This is a genomic window from Ottowia flava (assembly GCF_008017535.1).
In the GTDB taxonomy this organism is placed as follows: domain Bacteria; phylum Pseudomonadota; class Gammaproteobacteria; order Burkholderiales; family Burkholderiaceae_C; genus Ottowia; species Ottowia flava.
In genome coordinates, this window is sequence record NZ_VRUA01000001.1 from 269,773 (window position 1) to 293,713 (window position 23,941).

Annotated in this window: 25 protein-coding genes; 11 read left to right on the plus strand and 14 right to left on the minus strand. The window is 65.9% G+C overall.

Going from position 1 to position 23,941, the window contains the following annotated elements; all coding sequences use genetic code 11:
* The first annotated feature begins 131 nt into the window (after positions 1-131).
* The gene (locus FVQ98_RS01240) at positions 132-1,022 is read left to right on the plus strand and encodes a DMT family transporter (RefSeq protein WP_147911594.1); all 891 of its coding nucleotides are present in this window, start codon (positions 132-134) and stop codon (positions 1,020-1,022) included.
* Between the two features lie 27 nt (positions 1,023-1,049).
* Here FVQ98_RS01240 and FVQ98_RS01245 read toward each other — a convergent pair whose 3' ends face one another.
* The 3 genes from FVQ98_RS01245 to FVQ98_RS01255 form a co-directional block, all read right to left on the minus strand.
* Positions 1,050-2,429: a sodium:proton antiporter gene (locus FVQ98_RS01245; protein ID WP_187265598.1), complete on the minus strand. Its 1,380-nt coding sequence runs from the start codon at positions 2,427-2,429 to the stop codon at positions 1,050-1,052.
* Positions 2,430-2,659: 230 nt separating this feature from the next.
* Positions 2,660-3,886, minus strand: coding sequence for a nicotinate phosphoribosyltransferase (gene pncB / locus FVQ98_RS01250; protein WP_147911595.1), 1,227 nt, complete (start codon positions 3,884-3,886; stop codon positions 2,660-2,662).
* Positions 3,887-3,970: 84 nt separating this feature from the next.
* Entirely contained in the window at positions 3,971-4,903 is a 933-nt protein-coding gene (locus FVQ98_RS01255; protein ID WP_147911596.1) for a LysR family transcriptional regulator, read from the minus strand.
* 141 nt (positions 4,904-5,044) lie between these two features.
* Here FVQ98_RS01255 and FVQ98_RS01260 point away from each other — a divergent pair, with 141 nt between their 5' ends.
* The 3 genes from FVQ98_RS01260 to FVQ98_RS01270 all read left to right on the plus strand — a co-directional run bounded on the left by FVQ98_RS01260 (position 5,045) and on the right by FVQ98_RS01270 (position 9,903).
* Complete coding sequence (locus tag FVQ98_RS01260) at positions 5,045-6,259, plus strand: ABC transporter substrate-binding protein (RefSeq protein WP_147911597.1); 1,215 nt, start codon at positions 5,045-5,047, stop codon at positions 6,257-6,259.
* Between the two features lie 22 nt (positions 6,260-6,281).
* Complete coding sequence (locus tag FVQ98_RS01265) at positions 6,282-7,787, plus strand: CoA-acylating methylmalonate-semialdehyde dehydrogenase (RefSeq protein WP_147911598.1); 1,506 nt, start codon at positions 6,282-6,284, stop codon at positions 7,785-7,787.
* Between the two features lie 274 nt (positions 7,788-8,061).
* Positions 8,062-9,903 carry a clostripain-related cysteine peptidase gene (locus tag FVQ98_RS01270; protein WP_147911599.1) on the plus strand — a complete coding sequence of 614 codons (1,842 nt, stop codon included), beginning with the start codon at positions 8,062-8,064 and terminating at the stop codon, positions 9,901-9,903.
* Positions 9,904-10,042: 139 nt separating this feature from the next.
* Here the strand turns inward: FVQ98_RS01270 and FVQ98_RS01275 are convergent, their stop codons facing one another.
* Genes FVQ98_RS01275 through FVQ98_RS01285 form a run of 3 tightly spaced genes read right to left on the minus strand, consistent with a single transcriptional unit; the run spans position 10,043 to position 12,131 of the window.
* Complete coding sequence (locus FVQ98_RS01275) at positions 10,043-10,762, minus strand: nitroreductase (RefSeq protein ID WP_147911600.1); 720 nt, start codon at positions 10,760-10,762, stop codon at positions 10,043-10,045.
* Complete coding sequence (locus FVQ98_RS01280) at positions 10,750-11,199, minus strand: acyl-CoA thioesterase (protein WP_147911601.1); 450 nt, start codon at positions 11,197-11,199, stop codon at positions 10,750-10,752. Before FVQ98_RS01280 ends, FVQ98_RS01275 begins: the two co-directional genes overlap by 13 nt.
* Complete coding sequence (locus FVQ98_RS01285) at positions 11,196-12,131, minus strand: histone deacetylase family protein (protein ID WP_147911602.1); 936 nt, start codon at positions 12,129-12,131, stop codon at positions 11,196-11,198. The genes FVQ98_RS01280 and FVQ98_RS01285 overlap by 4 nt, the downstream gene beginning before the upstream one ends.
* Before the next feature lie 223 nt (positions 12,132-12,354).
* On the opposite strand from FVQ98_RS01285, the gene FVQ98_RS01290 reads away from it, so the two are divergent.
* The gene (locus FVQ98_RS01290; RefSeq protein WP_147911603.1) at positions 12,355-12,906 is read left to right on the plus strand and encodes a phasin family protein; all 552 of its coding nucleotides are present in this window, start codon (positions 12,355-12,357) and stop codon (positions 12,904-12,906) included.
* A gap of 446 nt (positions 12,907-13,352) precedes the next feature.
* On the opposite strand, the gene arsC is transcribed toward FVQ98_RS01290, so the two are convergent.
* From arsC to FVQ98_RS19545, 5 genes are all read right to left on the minus strand, one after another.
* Positions 13,353-13,757 carry an arsenate reductase (glutaredoxin) gene (gene arsC / locus FVQ98_RS01295; RefSeq protein WP_147911604.1) on the minus strand — a complete coding sequence of 135 codons (405 nt, stop codon included), beginning with the start codon at positions 13,755-13,757 and terminating at the stop codon, positions 13,353-13,355.
* Between the two features lie 19 nt (positions 13,758-13,776).
* Positions 13,777-15,057: an arsenic transporter gene (locus tag FVQ98_RS01300; protein ID WP_147911605.1), complete on the minus strand. Its 1,281-nt coding sequence runs from the start codon at positions 15,055-15,057 to the stop codon at positions 13,777-13,779.
* Positions 15,058-15,060: 3 nt separating this feature from the next.
* Positions 15,061-15,582, minus strand: coding sequence for an ArsI/CadI family heavy metal resistance metalloenzyme (locus FVQ98_RS01305; protein ID WP_147911606.1), 522 nt, complete (start codon positions 15,580-15,582; stop codon positions 15,061-15,063).
* Between the two features lie 26 nt (positions 15,583-15,608).
* Positions 15,609-15,932, minus strand: coding sequence for an ArsR/SmtB family transcription factor (locus tag FVQ98_RS01310; protein WP_147911607.1), 324 nt, complete (start codon positions 15,930-15,932; stop codon positions 15,609-15,611).
* Between the two features lie 369 nt (positions 15,933-16,301).
* On the minus strand, positions 16,302-16,535 hold the full coding sequence (locus FVQ98_RS19545; protein WP_255507563.1) for a LysR substrate-binding domain-containing protein: 234 nt from the start codon (positions 16,533-16,535) through the stop codon (positions 16,302-16,304).
* Here FVQ98_RS19545 and FVQ98_RS01320 point away from each other — a divergent pair.
* Positions 16,519-16,689 carry a Rossmann-fold NAD(P)-binding domain-containing protein gene (locus FVQ98_RS01320; RefSeq protein WP_255507564.1) on the plus strand — a complete coding sequence of 57 codons (171 nt, stop codon included), beginning with the start codon at positions 16,519-16,521 and terminating at the stop codon, positions 16,687-16,689. The two genes, FVQ98_RS19545 and FVQ98_RS01320, sit on opposite strands and share 17 nt — an antisense overlap.
* A 298-nt stretch (positions 16,690-16,987) precedes the next feature.
* Here FVQ98_RS01320 and FVQ98_RS01325 read toward each other — a convergent pair whose 3' ends face one another.
* Complete coding sequence (locus FVQ98_RS01325; protein ID WP_187265584.1) at positions 16,988-17,659, minus strand: TetR/AcrR family transcriptional regulator; 672 nt, start codon at positions 17,657-17,659, stop codon at positions 16,988-16,990.
* Positions 17,660-17,786: 127 nt separating this feature from the next.
* Here FVQ98_RS01325 and FVQ98_RS01330 point away from each other — a divergent pair, with 127 nt between their 5' ends.
* The 3 genes from FVQ98_RS01330 (at position 17,787) to FVQ98_RS01340 (ending at position 20,896) form a co-directional block, all read left to right on the plus strand.
* Positions 17,787-18,965: an MFS transporter gene (locus tag FVQ98_RS01330; protein ID WP_187265585.1), complete on the plus strand. Its 1,179-nt coding sequence runs from the start codon at positions 17,787-17,789 to the stop codon at positions 18,963-18,965.
* Positions 18,966-18,991: 26 nt separating this feature from the next.
* Positions 18,992-19,477: a hypothetical protein gene (locus FVQ98_RS01335; RefSeq protein WP_147911611.1), complete on the plus strand. Its 486-nt coding sequence runs from the start codon at positions 18,992-18,994 to the stop codon at positions 19,475-19,477.
* Between the two features lie 369 nt (positions 19,478-19,846).
* Entirely contained in the window at positions 19,847-20,896 is a 1,050-nt protein-coding gene (locus tag FVQ98_RS01340) for an extracellular solute-binding protein (RefSeq protein WP_147911612.1), read from the plus strand.
* A 118-nt stretch (positions 20,897-21,014) separates the two neighbouring features.
* On the opposite strand, the gene FVQ98_RS01345 is transcribed toward FVQ98_RS01340, so the two are convergent.
* Positions 21,015-22,118 (minus strand): PQQ-dependent sugar dehydrogenase, encoded by a 1,104-nt coding sequence (locus tag FVQ98_RS01345; RefSeq protein ID WP_255507565.1) that lies wholly within the window; start codon positions 22,116-22,118, stop codon positions 21,015-21,017.
* 156 nt (positions 22,119-22,274) lie between these two features.
* Between FVQ98_RS01345 and FVQ98_RS19840 the strand changes: the two genes are divergently transcribed.
* Both FVQ98_RS19840 and FVQ98_RS01350 read left to right on the plus strand, forming a co-directional pair.
* Positions 22,275-22,430: a hypothetical protein gene (locus tag FVQ98_RS19840; RefSeq protein ID WP_222707535.1), complete on the plus strand. Its 156-nt coding sequence runs from the start codon at positions 22,275-22,277 to the stop codon at positions 22,428-22,430.
* Between the two features lie 176 nt (positions 22,431-22,606).
* Positions 22,607-23,326 (plus strand): C40 family peptidase, encoded by a 720-nt coding sequence (locus FVQ98_RS01350; RefSeq protein ID WP_147911613.1) that lies wholly within the window; start codon positions 22,607-22,609, stop codon positions 23,324-23,326.
* Between the two features lie 73 nt (positions 23,327-23,399).
* On the opposite strand, the gene def is transcribed toward FVQ98_RS01350, so the two are convergent.
* A complete protein-coding gene (gene def / locus FVQ98_RS01355; protein ID WP_147911614.1) occupies positions 23,400-23,939 on the minus strand; it encodes a peptide deformylase in 540 nt (179 codons plus the stop codon).
* Positions 23,940-23,941 lie beyond the last annotated feature (2 nt).

Genomic DNA, 23,941 nt, shown 5'->3' on the forward strand with positions numbered 1-23,941 from the left:
CAACCGCCCCACAGACCCATTCCGATAAAAATCGGCCCTCTGCCCTACAACCACCTGCGCGGCCAGCTCTGTTTTTTGCAGCAAAGCCCCGCTCGCGCGCAGCCCTGCACAACCCGGCACAATCGCCGCCCATGCCCGCCCTGTCCCGCCAGCAACTCGCCCTCCTCTGCTTTCTGACCATCGTCTGGGGCATCAACTGGCCGGTGATGAAGCTGGGCGTGCAGGGCTTTCCACCGCTGGCGTTTCGCACCGTTTCGATCCTGATCGGCCTGCCCGTGATGTGGCTGACGCTGAAGGCGCTGAAGCTGCCGCTGGCGGTGCCGCGCGCTTACTGGGGGCGGCTGGTGGTGCTGGGCTTTTTCAATGCCGTGCTGTGGCACGCGCTGATCATCGTGGCCATCCCCATGCTGTCCAGCGGGCGGGCGGCGATCCTGGGCTACACCATGCCGATTTTTTCGGCGCTGATCGGCGCGCTGGTCTACCGCGACCGCCTGAACGCGCGCGGCTGGCTGGGTGTGGCGGCGGCGGCGATCGGCGTGGCGCTGCTGCTGTCGAATGAGTTGGCGTCGATGAGCGGACGGCCGCTGGGCGTCGCGCTGATGCTGGCGGCCGCCGCCGCCTGGGCGCTGGGCACGCAGATGCTGCGGCGCACCACCATCCCGGCGGCCACGCTCACGCTGTCGTTCTGGATGATGGTGGAAGCGGGCGTGGTGCTGGTCGCATCCACGGTGCTGTTCGAGCGCCACCAGTGGCACGTGCCCACCGCAGACGCGGCGTGGGCGATTGCCTTCAACGGCCTGTTGGTGATCGGCCTGGCGCAGGCCGTGTGGTTCTACCTGGCGCGCAGTCTGCCGCCGCTGGCGTCCACCCTCAGCGTGATGATGATCCCGGTGCTGGGCGTGTTCAGCGGCGCGCTGTGGCTGGGCGAGCAGCTGCACTGGCAGGACTGGACCGCCATGGCGCTGATGGCGGTAGCCATCGCCTCGGTGCTGTGGCCGGCGCGGGCGTTGCCCGAGGCTTGAGCGGCTGCCACCGCCTCAGGCCGCCGTTCAGCGGAAGAACAGGAACGTGACGATCACGAACAGCGGCATCAGGATGCCGAAGCTCCAGGCCATGTAGCCGAAGAAGCTGGGCATTTTGACGCCGCGGTCTTCGGCGATGGCCTTGACCATCAGGTTGGGCGCGTTGCCGATGTAGCTGTTGGCGCCCATGAACACCGCCCCGGCGCTGATGGCGGCCAGCACGCTGGCTAGCGGCCCCATGAGGGTGGCCGGGTCGCCGCCCGCGGTGTTGAAGAACACCAGGTAGGTCGGCGCGTTGTCGAGGAAGGACGACAGCAGGCCCGTCGCCCAGAAGTACGCCGCCGGGTTGGGCGTGCCGTCGCTGTTGGTCACGGCCTTGACGACCGCGCCGAACGGGCCGTTTTCGCCCGCCTGCAGCATCGCGATGACGGGGATGATGGTCAGGAAAATGCCGGCGAAGAGCTTGGCCACCTCCTGCATCGGCGCCCAGCCGAACTGGTTGCTGTCATGCACGGCGCGGGGCGTGATGGCCAGCGACACCAGTGTCACGACGATCAGGCCCGCGTCGCGCACGATGCTGGGCAGCGCCACGTGCGTGCCGGCGATGTCGAATTCGATGCCGGGCTTCCAGATGCCGCTCATCAGCACCAGCGCCACGACCACGCCCAGCAGCACGAAGTTGATGCTGCCGTCAAAGCCGAACTGCTCGTCGTCGGGCGTAGGGTCGGGGCGCGTCGTGCCTTCCTTGCGGTACATCCAGGTGTCGAGCAGGAAGAAGATGATCAGCAGCGCGACGACCAGGAATACCGTGTCCATCCAGATGTGGCCTGCGGTCCAGAAGAAGGTGACGCCCTTCAGGAAGCCCAAAAACAGCGGCGGGTCGCCCAGCGGCGTGAGCGAGCCACCGATGTTGCTGACGATGAAGATGAAGAACACCACGACGTGCGCGCAATGCTGGCGGTTGTCGTTGGCGCGGATCAGCGGGCGGATCAGCAGCATCGACGCACCGGTCGTGCCCATGAAGCTGGCCAGCAGGCCGCCGACCAGCAGGATGATCGAGTTGAGCAGCGGCGTGCCGTGCAGGTTGCCGCGGATGTAGATGCCGCCCGACACCGTGAACAGCGCCGTCAGCAGCAGGATGAAGGGGATGTACTCGGCCACCAACGCGTGCACCAGGCCGGCGCCGGCCGTGCCCACGCCGAAGACCAGCGCAAACGGCACCAGAAAGGCCAGTGACCAGGCCGCGGCGATCTTGCCGAAATGGTGGTGCCAGAACTGCGGCCCCGCCAGCGGCCAGACGGCGATCGACAGCAGGATGCCCACGAAAGGCACCGCCCACAGCACCGACAGCTGGCTGCCGTCCAAAGCGGCGGCCTGCGCGGGCGAAGCCAACAGCAGCGCCAACATGCCCAGCAGGCCCACCCAGCGGCCACTGCGCCTGTGCCCAGCCTCGCGCGTCGGCCATTGGCCCCTGTCTGCAACAGCGGCAGCGGGAAACGCGGTCGGGTCGGAGCGAAGCAGGTCGGGCAGTGGATTCATCGTAAAAAGTGGGTTTTGCGCTACAGCAATCAGCGCAGACAGCTATCAAATCAGGAGTATAACGGCGCAGCGCGCCCGCGCCGTCGCTCCTGCCGTCATCAGGCGACAACCAGCGCCGGATGGTTGATCGGCCCGGCTGGCGCCGCCGGCAGGTCGAACACCTGGCGCAGGTAGGTCAGGTAGCCCTCGTCCTCCACCATGGTCTTGCCTGGCGTGTCGGAGATCTTGGCCACCGGCTGGCCGTTGCATTCGATCATCTTCAGCACGATCTGCAGCGCCTCGGGGCCGACGTCGTTGGTCAGGTTGGTACCGACGCCAAAGGCCACCTGGATGCGGCCTTGAAACCGCTGGAACAGTTCGATGCAGCGCGGGAAGGTGAGGCCGTCGCTGAAGATGATGACCTTGGTGCGCGGATCGCAGCGGTTGGCGCGGTAGTGCTCGATCATGCGTTCGCCCCACTGGAACGGGTCGCCGGAATCGTGGCGCGCGCCGTCGAACAGCTTGCAGAAGTACATGTCGAAGTCGCGCAGAAAGGCGTTCATGCCGTACACGTCGGACAGCACGATGCCCAGGTCGCCCCGGTATTCCTGCGCCCATTTCTCGAACGCGAACACCTGGCTGTCGCGCAGGCGCGGCCCAAGTGCCTGGCAGGCCTGCAGGTACTCGTGCGCCATGGTGCCCATGGGGCGCATGCCCAGTTCCTTGGCGAACAGCACGTTGCTGGTGCCGGTGATGCGGCTGTCGGTGGTCACGCCCATGCGGTCGCGCAGCACGGTCAGCACCTCGCGCTGCCAGTCGCGCGAAAAGCGCCGACGCGTGCCGTAGTCGGCAATGCGGATGTCGACCAGCTCGGGCTGCTGCAGCAGGTCGAGCTTGGCGTTGAGGCGGCGGCGCCCCTCCGTCAGGTCGTGGTTGGGCTGGGTGTTGCGGTAGTACACCTCGCTGACGATGGCCAGCACCGGGATCTCGAACATGATGGTGTGCAGCCAGGGGCCTCGCACACGGATGTCGATCTCGCCGTTGTCCAGCGGCGTGAGGGTGATGTACTTCTGGTTGAGCTTGAACAGGCCCAGAAAATCGACGAAGTCGCTCTTGATGAAGCGCATGCTGCGCATGTAGGCGAGCTCGTCGTCCGTGAAGCGTAGCTCGCACAGCCGGCGGATTTCCTCGCGGATCTCGTCGATGTAGGGCGCCAGCTGCACGCCGGCCGAGCGGCACTTGAACTTGTATTCGACCTGCGCTCCCGGAAACTGGTGCAGCACCGCCTGCATCATGGTGAATTTGTACAGGTCGGTGTCGAGCAGGCTTTGGATGATGCCGGGCATGGCGTTTTGTCTCTCTCTGTCTTGAAGGCGGCACCCACCCATTGCAGGCCAGCGCTGGGCCAGTGTAGCGGGATCGAAAAATGCCTAGCGCAGGCAGTGGCGCTCGGTGGATTCACCCAGCAGCAGGGGCTGGTTCAATGCCACCACTTCCCGCAGGTATTCCCACAGTGCGCGCACCCGCGCCAGATCGCGCCGGTCCGCTGGCGCTGCCACCCAGAACGTGCGCATCACGTTCACCTCGCCCGGCAGTACAGGCACCAGTTCAGGGCTCTGCGCCGCCATGAAGCACGGCAACACCGCCAGGCCCTGCCCTTCGCGCACGGCCAGATACTGCGCCACCACGCTGGTGCTGCGCAGCAGGGGCGGCGGCGCATGCGGCGCAGCGTCCGCCAGGTAGCGAAGCGCGGTGCTGAAGGTCAGCTCTTCGACATAGCCAAAGAAGCGGTGTGCCGCCAGGTCACGCGACTGGCGAATGGGGGCATGGCGCGCCAGATAGGCGGAGCTGGCGTACAGACGCAGCCGGTAGTCTGTGAGTCGGCTGCAGACCTGCCCGCTTCCCTGGGCGCGTTCGACGTTGACCGCCAGGTCTGCCTCCCTTTGAGACAGGTTGATGAAGCGCGGCACCGTGATGAGCTCCACCTGGATGGCGGGATGACGTTCACAGAAGTGGCTGAGCTGCGGCGCCAGGAAGAAATTGCCGAAGCCCTCGGTCGCGCCCAGCCGCACCTGGCCGGTGAGCGTGCGGCTGTCGCCGCTCACATCCTCGCTGGCATGCACCACGGCGGTTTCGATGGTTTCGACGTGCTCCAGCAGGCGCTGCCCGGCGGGCGTCAGCACATGGCCGGCCGGCGTGCGCTCGAACAGCTGCGCACCCCATTCCTTTTCCAGCCGGTGGAGGCGACGTGTGACAGTCGAATGGTCGACGTCCAGGCGCCGCGCGGCTTCCTGCGCCGAAGGACCGCGCGCCACGGCCAGGAAAAGGCGCAGGTTGTCCCAGTTGATTTGTGAGGCGGGCATGGGGCGCGGCGATGCAAATTTGCAATCAATATATGCCAAAACACCATAGCGCCTTGCATAACTGCAGGATTAAAGTGGATGCAGGTGCACCCTGCCCTCCGGCGCGCCGCGCCGGCCCTAGAACCGAGGAGACAACTACCCATGCGATTCCCCCGTCATTGCGTGGCCTTGGCCGCGCTGTCCCTGTGCGCTGGCGTGCAGGCCGAAATTCCCGGCAACGCTTTCAAGATCGGCGTGCTGACCGACATGACCGGCACCTACGCCAGCATGGGCGGCGCCGGCTCGGTCGTGGCCGCCAAGATGGCGGTGGACGACTGCCTGAAGGCCGAGTGCAAGGGCATGAAGATCGACGTCGTCAGCGCCGACCACCAGAACAAGGCCGACGTGGCCGCCGCCAAGACGCGCGAATGGCTGGACCGCGACGGCGTGACCGCCATCGCCGACATCACCAACTCCGCTGCCGCGCTGGCGGTGCAGAAGCTGGTGCAGGAAAAGGGCGGCATCGCTCTGTACAGCGGGCCGGCCACCACACGCCTGACCAACGAGGACTGCGCGGTCAACGGCTTCCACTGGATGTTCGACACCTATTCGTCCGCCGCAGGCGCCGCCGTGGCGCTGACCAAGGGGGGCGACAAGAGCTGGTTCTTCCTGACGGTGGACTACGCCTTCGGCCATTCGCTGGAGAAGGACGCGACCGACATGGTCAAGGCCAACGGCGGCACGGTCGTCGGCAGCGTGCGCCACCCGCTCAACACCACCGATTTCTCTTCCTTCATCCTGCAGGCGCAAAGCTCCAAGGCGCAGGTCGTCGGCCTGGCCAACGGCGGACAGGACACGGTCAACGCCATCAAGTCGGCGCGCGAATTCGGCATTGGCGGCGGCAAGGGGCAGAAGGTCGCCTCCCTGCTGATGTTCCTGTCGGACGTGCACGCGCTCGGCCTGCCCATGGCGCAGGGTCTGATGTTCACCGAGGGCTTCTACTGGGACATGGACCCGAAAGCGCGCGCGTTCTCGCAGCGCTTTGAAAAACTGCACAACAACCTCAAGCCCACCATGGTCCAGGCCGGCGTGTATTCCAGCGTGCGGCACTACCTGAAAGCCGCCATGGCCGCCAAGTCGGTCGATTCGAAAGTCGTCGCCCAGAAGATGCGCGAGATCCCGATCGACGACCCCGTCATGCGCAACGCCAGCATCCGCCCGGACGGCCGCGTGATCCACGACATGTACCTGTTCCAGGTGAAAACACCGGCCGAATCGAAGGGCGCGTGGGACTACTACAAGACCGTGAGCACGATCCCCGCCAGCGCCGCGTTCAAGCCGCTGTCCGACTCGGCCTGCCCCTTGGTGAAGAAGTGAGGCCGCCCAGGAAACCCGAGCCATGAGCCAACCCACCCAAATCCCCCATTTCATCGGCGGCAAGCCCCACCCGTCCAAAAGCACCGAGTGGCGCGACGTCACCAACCCGGCCACGCAGGAAGTGGTAGCGCGCGTGCCGTTCGCCACGCGCGAAGAGGTTGAACTGGCCGTTGCCACCGCGCAGCAGGCCTTCCAGACCTGGCGCAGCACCTCGCTGGGCGCGCGCATGCGCATCATGCTGAAGCTCCAGCAGCTGATCCGCGAGCACACGACCGAGTTGGCCGAGCTGATCACGCGCGAACACGGCAAGACCCTGCCTGACGCCGAGGGCGAAGTCGGCCGCGGCCTGGAAGTGGTGGAGCACGCCTGCGCCATCACCAGCCTGCAGCTGGGCGAGATCGCCGAAAACGCCGCCACTGGCGTCGACGTCTACAACCTGCTGCAACCGCTGGGCGTGGGCGCGGGCATCACCGCCTTCAACTTCCCGGTGATGCTGCCCTGTTTCATGTTCCCGATGGCGATCGCCTGCGGCAACACGTTCGTGCTGAAGCCGTCCGAGCAAGACCCGTCGTCCACCATGCGCTTGGTCGAACTGGCGCACGAGGCCGGCGTGCCGCCGGGCGTGCTGAACGTAATCCACGGCGGCCCCGAAGTGGCCGACCTGCTGTGCGACCACCCGGACATCAAGGCGCTGTCCTTCATCGGCTCGACCCACGTCGGCACGCACATTTACCGCCGCGCCACCGAAGCCGGCAAGCGCGTGCAGTCGATGATGGGCGCCAAGAACCACTGCGTCGTCATGCCCGACGCGCCCAAGGAACATGCGCTGAACAACCTGCTGGGTTCGGCCTTCGGCGCCGCCGGCCAGCGCTGCATGGCCAACTCGGTCGCCGTGCTGGTGGGCGCCGCCCGCGAATGGCTGCCCGAGCTGGTCGCCAAATCCAAAGCCATGAAGGTCGGCCCCGGCAGCGACCGCGCCGCCGACCTGGGCCCGCTGGTCAACCCGCGCGCCAAGGAGCGCGTGCTCGGCCTGATCGAGTCCGGCGTGGCCCAAGGCGCCCAGTTGCTGCTGGACGGGCGCGACTGCGTCGTCAAAGGTTATGAAAAAGGCAACTTCGTCGGCCCCACCGTCTTTGCGGACGTGACCGACCAGATGGACATCTACACCCAGGAGATCTTCGGCCCGGTGCTGACCGTGGTCAGCGTGGCCACCCTGGAAAACGCCATCGCCTTCATCAACCGCAACCCCAACGGCAACGGCACGTCCATCTTCACCGGTAGCGGCTGGGCGGCGCGCAAGTTCCAGCACGACATCAACGTCGGCCAGGTCGGCATCAACGTGCCGATTCCCGTGCCGGTGGCCTACTTCAGCTTCACCGGCTCGCGCGCGTCCAAGCTGGGCGACCTGGGGCCCAACGGCAAGCAGGCGGTGCAGTTCTGGACCCAGACCAAGACGGTGACGGCCCGCTGGTACGAAGACCACGGCAGCAGCAGCGACGGGGTGAACACCACGATTGCGATGCGCTGATCGAGGCTTGCGCAGCGCAGGCACGCTAAAACTACAGTAGCTGCCTGCGCAATCAGCTGTAGGGCGGAAGCCTGTTTTCTTGCATATTCGGCGACGCTGTATCGCGCGGCCTCAACGTCCTCCTTGGCCGTACACCGCAGCGTGGCGCTGTTAAAAAAAGCCGCCACGAAGCCCAAAATACCCAGTTTCAGGGATTGCACAAACTGTCACACGCCGTTGCAATCACCGCAGCGCCGCTTCTGGCGCGCTTGCGTCTGACAACGGAGGGAACGACATGCGCAACAAGCTCTTTCGGTGGCTGCTGGCCATTTGGGTTACGACACTGCTGGCGGCATGCGGAGGAGGCGACGACGGGGACAGCCCGCCCGTGGCGACGAAGGCCAAGACCACGGTGCTGGTCTATATGGTGGCGTCCAACTTGATCGGCAACGCGCAGCACACCCTGCGCGGGCTGTACGAGGCACGGGTGAGCAAAGACGTCAACGTGATCCTGCAGATCGGTGGCGCCAACGAAGACGGCTTGCTTGACGATGAACTGGACCTTCGGGAACTGCGACGCTACCGCCTGGTCCCCGACCCCGACAACCAGGGCAAGACCTGGGACCTGGAGCCCTTGCCACAGGCCCAGCAGCCTGCGCAGGCGTCGATGAGCGAGCCCGGCACCTTGCGCGACTTTCTGAAGTGGGGGGCCGAGGCGTTCCCAGCCGATCAATTCGTTGTCTCGATGTGGGACCACGGCGGCGGCCCGATCGGCGGTTTTGGCTCCGACTACGCACTGGGTGGCGGCAAGGGAATGAGCGTGAACGAGGTGCGCAATGCCCTGCGCGACTCCGGCGTGCATTTTGAGCTGATTGGCTTCGACGCCTGCCTGATGTCCAGCCTGGAGGTCGCCTCCATGCTCGCGCCCTACGGCAACTACCTGGTGGCCTCCGAAGACGTCACCACCGGCTGGAACTGGACCTCGCTGATGAACTTCCTGGCCGATCAACCCAGCGCCAGCGGCGATCAGATCGGCAAAAACATCGTGCAGCACTATGATGGCCCTGTCGGCCCAGTAACCGGTGGCTTCAGCGCCTACGCCGTCACCGATCTGACGCGCGTCGGGCCAGTGGTGAAAGCCATGGAGCAAATCGCCCAGCGCTTGCAAGCCGGCTTGCAGCGCGACGGACTGGTCACTTGGCTGGCCATCGCCGCGGCGCGCCGGGAAGCGCAGGAGTTCCAGACCAACATCTTCTCCCAGTTCGACCTGGTGGACGTGCGCTCATGGGTCGGCGAGCTTGCCCAGCAGGGGCTGGTGGATGCGCCGACGCTGGCCAGCTTCGACGCGGCCTACCGCGACGCCGTGGTGTCGGTTGACGGCCGCACCGACGATGTCACCGGCCTGATGATCTACTTTCCCCGTTACTCCACCGACATCACCTCGCTGCTGGACCGGTACGCTGCGGTGGATTTTTCTCCCACCTACCAGGCGCTGGTGGGTGCCTACGCCGACTTTGCGCAAAGCGGGCAGATGCCGCAGATTGCCGTGGGCCCGACCCAGATCGTGGCCGATGCAGCCAGCGCTGAAGTCCAGGCCTTGAACGGCGCGCCGCTGTACGACGAGGCGTTCGCCGCCTTGGTGGAAGACGGTGTCGCCGTGTCGATGCAGACCGCGTCGGCCGCAGGCACGGCTCTGCGCCTGGCCGATGCCAGCGTGTGGCCGATGGTGACCGGCCAGTTGGTGACCGTGTTGCCAGGGGAAGACAGCAGCCTGTTGGTCATCCCGGTGCAGGTGCCCAAGGAGTCGGACCCGACGGAGTATGAAGACGGCATGCTCTGGGCGACCCGCACGGCGGACGGCCGCGTGGTGATCCGCTGGTTCGTATCGGCCAGTGCGGCCGCCGGCACGCCGGCCGCCGCCATTGCGCTGACGCCTGGCACTCCGTATTTCCCGACCCAGCTCGACCTTGCCAGCGGCGAACTGGTGCCTGCCGCGACACCGATCACCGTACCGGCAACGGGCGAGTGGACGGTGGACACCGGGCGTGTCACCGGCGCGCAGTACAGCGTGTACATGGCAGCTGCGGACCTCAAGGGACGGCTTCAGGCCTCGAACGTCGGCGCCGCGCTGCCTTGAACCTGCACCACCGGCACCGGCCGGTGGTCATGGCATCGCTCAAGCTCTTAAAAGAGTAGCTGTCTGCGCAGGCAGCTCTAGGGTCAAAGGCCCTTTTCTCATCAAGCCTTGATAGCGTGCGCGCAGCGTACGCTATCGATCACACCACCCAGCGCGTAAAGCTCTCCACCGGCTCGCGCGGGGTTTCGTAGGTGTTGATGAGCGCCGATTCATCGGCCCAACCCAGTGCCATGCCGCAGACCAGCATCTCGCCCTCGCCCGCGCCGATCAAGGGCAGGATCAGGCTGGAAAACGGGTTCCACGCGCCTTGCGCGCAGGTGTGCAGGCCGCGCGCGCGGGCCGCCACCATCAGGCTTTGCAGGAACATGCCGTAGTCGACCAGGCTGCCCTGCCCCATCACGCGGTCCAGGGTGAACATCATGGCGACCGGCGCACCGAACAGCTGGTAGTTCAGGTGGTGCTGCTCGTGCATGCGCTCCTTGTCGCCCTTGGTAATGCCCAGCAAGCCGTAGAGCGACCAGCCGTTCTGGCGGCGGCGACTGAGGTATGGCTCGACCCACTGGCGCGGGTAGTAGTCGTAGGGCTCGCGGTACAGCTCGGCGCGCTCGGGGTGCTGGTGCACGTCCTTGTGCGCGGCGCTGACGATGCGCACCAGCTCGTCGCGCTGGGCCCCTTCCAGCACGTACACCTTCCACGGCTGGGCGTTGGTGCCGCTGGGCGCGCGGCTGGCCACGCGCAGGATGTCGGTCAGCGTCTCGCGCGGCACCGCATCGGGTTTGAAGGCGCGAACGCTGTAGCGGTTTTCGATCGCCGCGTCCACGCTGGCCGGGTCGGCGATGGGCGCGCTCAGCTGCGGCACAGCAGCGGCTCCAGCGCGGCCTTCAGCGCATCGGGCAAGGGCATCGGGCGCTGGGTGGCGCGGTCGACGTACACGTGGACAAAGTGCCCGCGCGCCGCCGTGGTGGCTGCGCCCTCGGCAAACAGCCCCACTTCATAGCGCACGCTGGAGCTGCCCATGTGCGCCACGCGGATGCCCGCGTCCACGTTCTGTGGGAAGGCCAGCGGCGCAAAGTAGAGGCACTGCGTTTCAACCACGAAGCCGATGGTCTGGCCGTTGGCGGTGTCCAGCGCGCCCTGCTCGATCAAATAGGCGTTCACCGCGGTGTCGAACCAGCTGTAGTAGATGACGTTGTTGACGTGGCCGTACTGGTCGTTGTCCATCCAGCGGGTGGTGATGCGGCGGAAGGCGCGGTAATTCTCGCGCGGCTCGGGTTGGGGTCGGGCGGACGTGTTCATCGCGGGTCATTCTGCCAGCGCTGCCACGCGGCCAGCGCCTCGGCAAAGGTATGCATCTGCACCTGTACCGTGGTGGCGATGTCGTGCCCGTAACCACCGCCCATGCACAGCGCCAGCGGCAGGCGGCGCTGGCCCGCCCAGGCGAAGACGCGGGCGTCGCGCTCGCGCATGCCTTCGTAGCTCAGCTTCAGGCGGCCCAGGCGGTCGCCCTCGTGCGCGTCGGCGCCGGCCAGGTAGATCACCAGCTGCGGGTCAAAGCGCCGAGCCAGTTGCGCCAGGGCGCAGTCCAGCGCCAGAAGATAGTCTGCGTCGCCCGTGCCGTCGGGCAGGCCGACATCCAGATCGCTCGCCACCTTGCGGAAGGGAAAGTTCTTGTCACCGTGCAGCGACAGCGTGAATACCGTGGGGTCGCTGGCAAAGATGCTGGCCGTGCCGTTGCCCTGGTGCACATCCAAATCGATCACCGCCACGCGAGGCGGATCGGCCCAAGGGTCGGCCTGCAGCGTGTCTTCCTGGAACACGCGCGCGGCGACCGCGACGTCGTTGAACACACAAAAACCCCCGCCCTGACCCATGCTGGCGTGGTGCGTGCCCCCCGCCAGGTTGGCGGCCACGCCGTCCAGCCACGCCTGGCGCACGGCCGCGATGGTGGCGCCGACCGAGCGGCGCGAACGGTCGACCATCGCCTCGCTCCAGGGAAAGCCGATCTCGCGTTGCGCCACTGCCGGAAGCGTGCCGTGCTGCACCGCATCAATATAAACGGCATCGTGGGCCAACGCCAACTGCGCGTCGGTCGCCGCGTCACCCGGCTGCAGGTGCAGGGCTGGCAATTCCGCCGCCAGGCGCGCGCGCAGGCGCTCGTACTTCTCGATCGGAAACCGGTGCCCCGGCGGCAGCGGCAATGTCACACGGGTTGAATAGAACGCCTGCATGCTGACAGAAGGTAGTACGGTGAGGCCGACGGGGGGCGTCGGCCGTGCGCAGCGCCGGGAATTAGAAAGCCGCACCTAAAAGATGCTGCATCGCACCAATTCGCCTTGCAATCCGTTGTGAGTCGCCTAAAATTCATCCCATGCTGCACCGCAACAAAGCCAACGAGGCAGGGGCAGCTTAAAGAAAATCCATTCGTTCCACCATTGTCCAGGAGATTGAAAAATGCTGACCCCCGAACAACTCGTCGCTTCCCAGAAAGCCAACATGGAAACCCTGCACGGCCTGACCACCAAAGCCTTCGAAGGCGTGGAAAAGCTGGTTGAGCTGAACCTGCAAGCCACCAAGGCCGCTCTGAACGAGACCGCCGCCCACACGCAAGCCCTGCTGTCGGTAAAGGACGCACAAGAGCTGCTGGCCCTGCAAGCTGGCCTGTTCCAGCCCCTGGCCGAGAAAGCCGCTGCCTACAGCCGTCACCTGTACGACATCGCTTCGGGCACCAGCGCCGAATTTGGCAAGGCCTTCGAAGGCAAGGTCGCTGAAGGCCAGGCCCAGTTCGCCGCTCTGGTGGACAACGCCGCCAAGAACGCCCCCGCTGGCTCCGAGACCGCTGTCGCCATGATGAAGAGCGCCGTGGCCGCTGCCAACAACGCTTTTGAGTCGGTGCAAAAAGCCGTCAAGCAAGCTTCCGACGTCGCTGAAGCCAACTTCAACGCCGTGGCCACCAACGCCACGAACGTTGCCAAGAGCGCCTCGGCCGCTGCCAAGAAGCGCTGATCTCCGCTGAAGCAGCTTGCCGCCTGACGCGATCAGGCGGCGTGCAGCTTCAAGAAACACGGGTGCTTGGCCAGCGCAGCGCGCTGGTCAAGTCACCACAGCCAAGCTGGGCACTGCGTCGTCAGTCGGTTTGGCTGTGGTGGGACCTCAGGTTCCGCCAACCGCTTGTCTCCTCGGGTCCGTTGGAAACCACAGGGTTCAGGGATCCCTTCAAGGGCCGATCGTTTGATCGGCCTTTTTTTGTCCGCGCAGGGGGCGCGCGGTCAAGCAGTTTTAGGTTAAAAATAGGCTTCTAGCCCTACAACCACCTGCGCAGATAGCTACTTTTTATATAGCACATTGCGCCGCCTTTCACGCAACGCGATCACCCCTGCCGCGTCGACCCATGGCGTCATCCGGCGTTGACCCACCCGCACGAGCGCAGGCCGGCTGGCGCCCGCCCGCCGCTACCGTGGTGGCACCGGCTCCCCGTCTTCCTTGCGGAAGCCGCCCGGGAACGGCTTCGGCAGCACGTCCAGCACCACTTCGGACGGCCGGCACAGCCGCGTGCCCAGGGGCGTGACGACAAAAGGCCGGTTGATGAGGATGGGGTGCGCGAGCATGGCGTCCAGCAGTTCGTCGTCGCTCAGCCCGGGCTGGTCCAGGCCCAACGCCAGGTACGGCGTGCCCTGGGTGCGCAAGGCGCCTCGCACAGGCAGGCCCGCGTCGGCGATCAGGCGCTGGAGCGTGACGCGGTCCGGCGGCGTCTCCAGGTAGAGGATGACCGCGGGCTCGACACCGGCGTGCCGCAGCATGGCCAGCGTGTTGCGCGAGGTCCCGCAGGCGGGGTTGTGGTAGATCGTGGCGTCCATGGGGGCTCTCCAGAAAGGTTCAGCTCAGGCGCCAGGCCAGCGCCAGCAGGGTGACGGTGAGGACCGGCAAGGTCAGCACCAGGCCCACGCGCATGTAATGGCCCCAGGTGACCACCGTGCCCTTGCGCGCCAGCACGTGCAGCCACAGCAAGGTGGCCAGGCTGCCGATGGGGGTGAACTTGGGGCCCAAATCGCTGCCGATGACGTTGGCGTACACCATGGCTTCGCGCAGGGTGCCGCTGACCTGGCTTTGCTCAATCGACAAGGCCGTCACCAGCACGGTGGGCATGTTGTTCATCACCGACGACAAGGCGGCGCTCAAAAAGCCCGTGCCCAGGGTGGCGGCCCACAGGCCGTGTTGGCTCAGCGCGTGCAATCCACCGGCCAGAAAGGCCGTCAGGCCCGCGTTGCGCAAGCCGTACACCACCAGGTACATGCCCAGCGAAAACAGCACGATCTGCCATGGCGCGCCGCGCAATACCTGGCGGGTGGGGATGACGCCCGCGCTGCCGGCGACCCCCAGCAAGGCGATGGCGGCCACCGCGGCCACCGCGCTGACCGGCACACCCAGCGGCTCCAGCACGAAGAACCCCACCAGCAGCAACGGCAGCACCACCCAGCCAGCGCGGAAGGTGCGCAGGTCTCGAATGGCCTGGGCCGGCGCTTTCAGTTGCGCCAGCGCGTAGTGGGTGGGCAGGTCGCGCCGGTAGAACAGGTAGAGCACCGCCAGACTGGCCGCCACGGCCACCAGGTTGACGGGCGCCATCACGCTGGCGTACTCGCCAAAGCCGATGCCGAAGAAATCGGCCGACACAATATTGACCAGGTTGGACACCACCAGCGGCAGGCTGGCCGTATCGGCAATGAAGCCCGCCGCCATCACAAAGGCCAGCGTGGTGGCGGCCGAAAAGCCCAGCGCCAGCAACATGGCCATGACGATGGGCGTCAGGATCAGCGCGGCGCCGTCGTTGGCGAACACGCTGGCCACCGCCGCGCCCAGCAGCACGATCAGCACGAACAGCGCGTGCCCGTTGCCGCGGCCCCAGCGCGCCACATGCAGCGCCGCCCATTCAAAGAAGCCGGCCTCGTCCAGCAGCAGGCTGATGACGATGATGGCGATGAAGCTGGCGGTGGCGTTCCAGACGATGCCCCAGACCACCGCGACGTCGGCCAGCTGCACCACGCCCAGCACCAGCGCCAGCGCCGCGCCCAGCAGCGCGCCCCAACCGATGCCCAGGCCCCGGGGCTGCCAGATGACCAGCCCCAGCGTGAGCGCGAAAACCAGCGCCGCGATCGCCATGGCTCAGCAGCAGGCCTGGGTGCTGTCCTGCCCGGCACGCTGGCCGCCCACGCAGCATGCGCCCGCAGGCCGGCTGCCTTCGGCCGAACCGGCGCCAGCGCCCTGCACGCCCTGGCCATCCGCCTGGGCCACGGCGTCGGCCGAGCGCGGCGCGCCGTACATCGGCACATCGCCCAGCGTGCGAAAGCCCTCCCACGCCAGACCCTGCGGGTCTTGCAACCAGTACGTGTCACTGCGGGCGTAGCAGCAGTTCGTTTCGCCCTCGTCAAGCAGGGCCATGCCGGCGGCCACGGCACGGGCGCGCAACTCGCTCAGCTCTTCTTCGGTTTCGGTCTGGATACCCAGGTGGTCCACGCCGACCCGGCTGCCGCGCGTGGAGATGGCGAAGTTCACGCGCGGGTCGTCCAGCAGCCACTTGGCGTAGTGCGCCTTGACGCGTGTGGGTTCGGCGGCGAACAGCTGCGAATAAAAGGCGGTGCTCTTGGGCAGATCGGCCACGGTGGTGTGGATGTGAAAGCGCTTCATGGGGTGGTCTCGAAACGGTCGGCCCATCAGCAGTCGCACGCCGGGGGCGGCATACACGCGGCACCAGAACCCTCGCAACAGTTCTCGGTGAGGAAAGCAATCAACGCCGTCGCCGCCGCGTAGTCGGCCTGGTAGATGACGAAACGCCCGTCCGGGCGCGACGTCACCAGCCCCGCGTGCGCCAGCTCCTTCAGGTGAAAGGACAGCGACGACGGCGGAATGCCCAGCGCTTCGCTGACCTTGCCGGCGGGCATGCCGTCGGGGCCGGCCTGCACCAGCAGGCGAAACACGGCCAGGCGAGATTCCTGGGCCAGGGCGGCCAAAGCGGCAACGGCGTTCTTGGTTTCCATGTTTCTATATTAATCGAAATATAGAAATCAAATCAAGGCCTGCTTCAGAAGTCCACAGGGCTGTGCGGCGCGCTGCTGAAATGGCCGCGCTGGATGGCAGATGCACACGGGGCAGGCCGTCGTCCGTGCACGCAACCCACCTTGCACCGGCCGCACGAGGCTCGGCCAGAGGATTTTTAAGAAAAATTGCCCTTCAGCCATACAACCATCTGCGCAACCAGCTACTCTATTGATAGCACCTTTTGGTTAACGCTGCTTCACCACGCTACCGAACTGGCGCTATCCGGTCGCCTTTAACGACCGGCTGACGCACAGGGCGACCCGGCATCACCCGCCCGGCGAGTCGGCCCAGTCCCAGTCGCCCTCCCCTCAGCGCTTGGCGACCAAAAAATCCATCAGCGCACGCAGCTTGCGCGGCATTTGCTCGCGGGTCGGGATGTAGAGGTAAAAGCCGGCCGTCGGTGGGCACCACTTGTCCAGCACGCGCACCAGGCTGCCTTCAGCGATGTAGCGCTGTACCGCCAGATCCAGGTGTTGGACCAGCCCGAACGGCGGTAGGGCGGCAGCTACCTGCCACCCTACCGCCGTGCACCACGAAACCACTGGCCGGCACGAGCCGTTCAAAGGCACCGAAGTCTCGCGCAAAAGCGTCGCTGCCTTGGCTGTGGACACGATCCTGCACCCCGATGAGCTGGTGCGCGTCAACGTCGGGGTGAGCAAGCCCGGCACGGACGGGGACAAGCCGGCCTTCGCCTGACAGCGCCGATGGCGGCCCGCTCCAACGGCCGCCTTGGCGCGCCCAGCCCGATCTGCCGCGGTGAAACACGATGGCGTTGACGGTGGTACCCCACCGCCCACCGCCATCTAATTTCAAATGATTTTCGGCTCTGCCCCTACAACCAACTGCGCAACAAGCTATTAACTGTATAGCGAATCAGGATCCACCGGCCTGCCCTGACCTGCCTGTGGTAAGCCGCTGCTTGTCATAGGTTCACACCTGCAAACGGCGCACCCTGAATTTCTGTCCGCACATCCAACAGGGGCGCAGCGCGGCGTCACGGCGACGCTTTTTCCAACCCCAACGCATTCGACGCGAACTGCCTGATCGCATCGACGAAGGCCGCCCGGTCGATCCGCTCCCCCGCCATGATGGCTCGGTGAAGCGCACCGTCCAGGGCATGAAAAATGAGCGAGGCTTGCAGCTCGTGCCCTGACGTCCTGCTGGCATGCCCGACCAGGTTTTCACCCATCGACGCCAGCAAGCGCGCCAGGATGCGCTCGTCCGACTGCTTACACAGCACCAGGGCCGCAGCGTCCGCTGAGCTGTAGATGAGGCGGTGCAATTCAGTGTTGTCCAGCGCGTGGTGGGTCAGCCGTTCGATCAACTGGAGAAGCTTCTGAGGCTGCGGCCCCTGCGAGCGGTCTGCGGCTTCGGCCTCGTCGGCGACCGTCATAAAGCCCGCGACGTAGTCCTTCCAGATCTCGGCGATCAGCGCATCCTTGGACGCGAAGTAAATGTAGAACGTCCCCTTAGCAACCTGTGCGCGCTCGGTGATGTCGCCAATCGCCGTGGCGGCCACACCTTTTTCCTCGAACAACGCCGCAGCGGCTTGAAGCAATTCGCTGCGCCGCACCTCCGGCGCTTTGACCTCACGGCGTCGCCGGGCCGGCGCTGAGGCGTCCGACGCCGCCGGCGGTTGGGCAGGGAGCTTGTCACTGTCTGGCATGGGGTTAATCCGATCGCACATTGAATGACTGACGGTCACTCAATAGCATATGACTGACGGTCATTCAAATTTTACAGGCACCATGGCAACCAAGTTTCCACCCCCTTGTGGAGCAGCAGCTTCGTCCATGCGCTCTGGGCCGCGCCGCGGACACCAGCGGTTCTACGCGGTCAGCGCATTCGCTCTGTTCTCGTTGCTGGCGTGCAGCAATCTGCCAACGCCGCTGTACCGGCTGTACGCACAGGCGTTCCACTTTTCGCCTCTGACGCTCACCCTGGTCTTTGCCGTTTACGTATGCGCGATGGTGCCGTCGCTCCTGGTCTTCGGGCCGTTGTCGGACGCCATCGGCCGGCGTCCGGTGCTGGTCGGGGCCACCGCCGCCGCCGTGGCGGCGATGCTGGTGTTCATGCTGGCGACATCAACCCCTTGGCTCTTGCTGGCGCGTGGGCTGCAAGGCGTCGCCGTAGGTGCCGCCTCCGGCGCCTTGACGGCCGCCTTGTCGGAGTTCGAACCACAGCAGAACCGGGACCGCGCGGCCTTGGCCACGACGGTCGCGTCCCTGGGTGGCTTGGCCGCCGGGCCGCTGATCGCGGGCGGCCTGGCCCAGTACGGTCCGGCGCGCCTGGTGTTGCCCTATGTTGCAGGCCTGACCCTTCTCGCGCCCATGGTGGTGTTCATGCTGCGATTTCCCGACAGCGGCACACGCCAACCTTGGCAGCCCCGCTGGCCGACGATCCCGCGCGCGATGCTTCGCCCCTTCGCGCTGAACAGCGTCGCCAGCTTTGTTGCCTTTTCGGTCCTGGGCCTGTTCCTGGCACTGGCGCCCTCGATGACGGCGGAGCTGACACACACGGGCAACCTGTTGCTGGCGGGGGGTGCCGTCACGCTGCTTTTGCTGAGCTCAATGACCGCGCAGTGGGCAGGTTTTGGCCGCCCCACCGCGCTACTGCAGCGCAACGGCCTGGTCACGCTCGCCCTTGGCTTGGCGCTGGTGCTGGTGGCGGCGGACCGCACTTCGCTGCCCCTGTTGCTGCTGGCCTCGCTCTGCATAGGTGCCGGCCACGGCCTGACCTTCCTGGGCAGCATCAGTGAAATCAACCTGCAAGCCCCCGCGGCGCAGCACGCCGAGGTGGTGTCAACCTACTACGTTGTGGTGTACCTGGGGTTGAGCCTGCCGGTGGTTTTCATCGGTTTTCTGGCGGCGCGGACCAGTCTGCTGCATGCGGTACAGGTCTTCGGCTACGCCGTCATCCTGGTCTGCTGCTGCATGGCGCTCGTTCTGCACCCCAGCGCTCGGCGCCGCTGAAGGCGCATTGCCCTACGGAGAAACCGATGAACGCCAACGCTCTGACCCCCGCTTACCGCGATCTGCTGGAAACCGTTCAGCGTTACGACGCCACCGTCCCCGCCGCCCATGCGACACGGCCCGAGGCAGACTGGAGGCTGGTGCACATCGCCTTGAGCGACGCCCTCATCGAGCAAGCTCTGGAGGCCACCGAGAACGGCCAACCCGCCCTTGTCGACAACCGGCCCGCGCAAGACACCGCAGCCATCGCGGCCGTGGTCAAAGCGTCCACCGCAGCCCAGCGAATCGAACAACTGCGCCGACGTGGCCACGCCCTGGTGGCGCGAGTAGCAGGGCTGGACTCTGCCCTGTGGGCACACCCCGTGCGGCTGCTGGTCCATGACCGCGACCTGAAGCTGGTCGCCGATCAGCAAATGCCCTGGCACGCGTTGATCGCGCTGCGGGCTTCGACGCATCTGCCGGCCCACACGCGTCAATTTCAGGCGTGGATCGACGCCGCCTGCAGAGGTTAGGCGGCACCGCTCCCACCTGGTCTGCCGAACACGCAAGCTCTGAACGGCAGCGCCACGCGCTTGAGCATCGCTGGCCGGTGTCAACCGGGCTCAGGTGATGGACTCATCGGAATTTTCGGCTTTCGCCTTACTGCTACTTGTGCAGGCAGCTATGAATTGTGCAGCAATCGACGCGCTTGCATTAGTGCGACCCACGGCCCGGGGCGCTGCCTCAGTGGCCGCGCCCGTGCCTGTGGATGGGCCTTGCGCCAGATCAAGCCCCGTCACTGAGAACGATTCTCGTTTGCGCTATCATCGTTCCCCGTGCCGGCCCCGCGCTGGCGTGACGACTTTTCTCTCGCTCAACCACCTCCCTGGAAGGACAAACCCATGAGCAAGCACGTGGCCCTGGCGGCCCTGGTGGCGGCCACTTTGAGTGGCGGCGCCGCGCACGCGCAAGAACAGGTGCTGAACCTGTATTCGGCCCGCCACTACAGCACCGACGAGGCGCTGTACAACGACTTCACCAAGGCCACCGGCATCAAGATCAACCGGGTGGATGCGGACGACGCCGGCATCATCGCCCGCCTGAAGGCCGAGGGCGCCGCCTCGCCCGCCGACGTGATCCTGCTGGTCGACGCCGCCCGCCTGTGGCGTGGTGAGCAGGACGGCCTGTTCCTGCCGATCAAGTCCAAGGCGCTGGAAGACGCCATCCCCGCCAGCCTGCGCGCCACGCCCGCGGCCGACGGTGGCATCCCGTGGTTCGGTTTTTCGACCCGCGCGCGCGTGATCGTGTACGACAAGATCAAGGTCAAGCGCGACGACGTCGACACTTACGAAGAGCTGGCCGACCCCAAGAACAAGGGCAAGCTGTGCATCCGCAGCGGCTCGCACCCCTACAACCTGAGCCTGTTCGGCGCCGTGACCGAGCACCTGGGCCCCGAGAAGGCCGAGCAGTGGATGAAGGGCATGGTCGACAACATGGCGCGCGCGCCCAAGGGCGGCGACACCGACCAGATCAAGGCCGTGGCGTCGGGCGAATGCCAGATCGCCGTGACCAACAGCTATTACCTCGCGCGCATGATGCGTTCGGGCACGCCCGAAGACAAGGCCGTGACCGAGCGCGTGGGCGTGGTCTTCCCCAACCAGGCCAGTTGGGGCACGCACGTCAACATCGCCGGCGCTGCGGTGGCCAAGCACACCAAGCACCCGGACGTGGCCATCAAGTTCATGGAATACCTGGCCAGCCCGTCGGCCCAGCAGTACTTTGCCAACGGCAACAACGAATGGCCCGTGGCCAAGGGGGTAACCACGAACAACGCCGCGCTCAAGTCCATGACCGGCGGCGGCCAGTTCAAGTACGAAACCATCCCGATCAGCGCCGTCGGCGGCAACCAGGTCAAGGTGCAGCAGATGCTGGACCGCGTGGGCTTCAAGTAAGCCGGCCTGGGCACCCTGCCCGCACCAAAAAAGCGCCGCCCTTGCGGCGCTTTTTTGTGTCTTATCGGCCTCTAGCCCTTGAAGGACCTGCGCAACCAGCTATTGTTTTTGCAGTCTTTCAACCCGGTGGCTGCACCCGCGCCAGCTTGCCCATGGGGCTGTCCGTCAGCACATACAACAGGCCGTCCGGCCCCTGGCGCACATCGCGCAGGCGGCCCAGGTCCTGCAGCAGCTTGTGCTCGGCCACGACCTTCCCGTCTTTCAGCTCGATGCGGTTCAGATACTGGAACTTGAGCGATCCGACGAACAGGTTGCCCTTCCAGGCCACGCCGTACCGGTCGCTGGTGAGAAACGCCATGCCCGACGGCGCGATGGAAGGCGTCCAGTGGTGCAGCGGCGGCTCCAGGCCCGCCCTGGCGCTGGCGCCATCGCCGATCTTGCTGCCGTCGTAGTTGACGCCGAAGCTGACCAGCGGCCAGCCGTAGTTCTTGCCGGCCTCCGGCAGGTTGATTTCGTCACCGCCCTGCGCGCCGTGCTCGTGCTGCCAGAAGCGCCCGTCCGGGCCGAGCGTCGCGCCCTGGCTGTTGCGGTGGCCGATGCTCCAGATCTCGGGCAGCGCGTTGGCCTGGCCGACGAAGGGGTTGTCCTTGGGCACGCTGCCGTCCTTGCCCACGCGCACGATCTTGCCGATGTGGCTGTCCAGCTTTTGCGCCTGATCGCGCTGCGAGAAGCGGTCGCCGAGGGTCAAGAACAGTGTGCCGTCAGGCTTTCCGTCCATCCGGCGCTCGACGATGCGACAGCCGAAATGCAGCGTGCTGCTGATCTTGGGCCGCTGGCTGAACAGCACTTTCACGTCCTCCAGCTTCTGGCGGTCAGCGGACAGGCGGGCTCGCGCCAGCGCGGTGCTGTTGGTGGTGCCTTTGCCGGGCTCGCTGTAACAGAAGTAAATCGTGCGGTTGCGCGCGAAATCGCTGTCGGTGATGACGTCCAGCAAGCCGCCCTGCCCGCGAGCGGCCACTTCGGGCAGGCCCTCAACGGGGGCGCCCAGCTTGCCATCCGGCTCCACCACGCGCAGCCGACCGGGGCGCTCGGTCACCAGAAATCGGCCTTCGGGCAAAAAGGCGACGGCCCAGGGGTGCTGCAGGCCGCTGGCCACGGTCTTTGCTTGGACCGTGGGCTGGGCGAGGCCCGGCAGCGCGGCGCTCAGGACGATGGCGGCCAACGCGGCTTTTGCTATCGCTACAGTAGCTGTTCGCGCAGAAGGGGCAAGGTTCGATGACAAATTTCTCTCCTTATCGGAACGGACGGCCCTTCGCGGGCCTGCCAAGAGCTATCTTGCACGCAGACGCCGGGTTCGGCCAGGCGGTCCAAGGCACTCATGCTGCTCATCGCCGCCCTCGCGGGCCTGCAACACCATGAAACACACCGCAACGAATGGTCGCCATGGTCAGTGCGCACTGCGTTGCGTCAACAAGCGGGCGTAAAGGCTTATCAGAGTGAGAAATATTGGACACCGCCCTCGGGCAAACCCTGAAAGATTTGGGGGGTTTTAGGGACGGGCACGTAAGAAGTTGTCCTACACTAACATCCGCTGTCGTTTTGGAACGCCAGTAACACTAAAGATTTCGATTGCAACCCTTGTCACGGGTTGCATCCGTACCCCCAGGCAGATACCCGGTCCACCTGATACCCGCCCGCCGCATCGGATCCATGTCCAAGTCGTTTGTTGCCACCCTGATTCTTTGCGCTGCCTGTCTGCCGGCAGCCCACGCCGCCCCCCAAGACGATCTGGACAAGTTTCTGGTCCAGAAGGGCCTGATGTCCCGTCTGGGCGACACCATCCAGCAAGCCACCGACCGCGCCGGTCAACTGGTGTCGCACGCAATGCAGTCGCTGGGCGTGCCCTACCGCATGGGCGGCACGTCGGCCGAAGGTGGTTTTGACTGCAGCGGTTTCGTGCGCGCCATGTACCAGCAGACCGTGGGTCTGATGCTGCCGCGCACCGCCGCCGAACAGGCCGCCGCCACCAGCCGCATCGACAAGGCCGACCTGAAGCCGGGTGATCTGGTCTTCTTCAACACCCTGCGCCGCACCAACAGCCACGTCGGCATCTACGTGGGCGACGGCAAGTTCATCCACTCGCCGCGCACCGGGGCCCACGTGCGCGTGGAAAGCATGAACATCAGCTACTGGCAAGCGCGCTTCGACGGCGCGCGCCGCGTGCTGCAGGAAACGGACAAATCGACCACGACCGCCACCGCCGACACCAGCAAGACCACCACCGTCGGCAGCGGCTCCAGCGTGATCGACCGCGCTTCACCCGCGCCGCGCACCATCCGCCTGGGGGGCACCTTCGGCAAGTCGTCCGGCAGCGGCCCGACGACACCGGCCGAAACCGCACCGTCGCCGAGCGCGGGCGACAGCATCTGAACCCTGGCCGATTCGGCCAAGCCATGAAAAAGGGCCCTGCAGGGCCCTTTTTGCTTTCCGCCGAAGCGCAGCGTCAATCGTCCTCGATCACAGACACGCCCGGAAACAGCACGTCGGTGAAGCCAAAGCGCGTGAAGTCGCGCACCCGCATCGGGTACAGCTTGCCGATCAGGTGGTCGCACTCGTGCTGCACCACGCGCGCGTGAAAGCCTTCGGCTTCGCGCTCGATCGGGTCACCGTAGGGGTCGAAGCCGCGGTAGTGGATGCGGCGCCAGCGTGGCACCACGCCGCGAAAGCCCGGCACCGACAGGCAGCCTTCCCAATCTTCGTCTTCCTCGTCGCCCAGCGGGGTGATGACCGGGTTGCACAGCACGGTGCGAGGCACCGGCGGTGCGTCCGGGTAGCGCGGGTTGACGGCGTCGGTGCCGAAGATGACGAGCTGCAGATCCACCCCGATCTGCGGCGCAGCCAGGCCAGCGCCATGGGCGTCGCGCATGGTCTCGAACATGTCGCGCACCAGCAGGTGCAGCTCGTCCGTGTCAAAGCCCTGCACGGGCTGGGCAACGCGCAGCAGGCGCGAGTCGCCCATTTTCAGGATCTCGTGAACCGCCATCG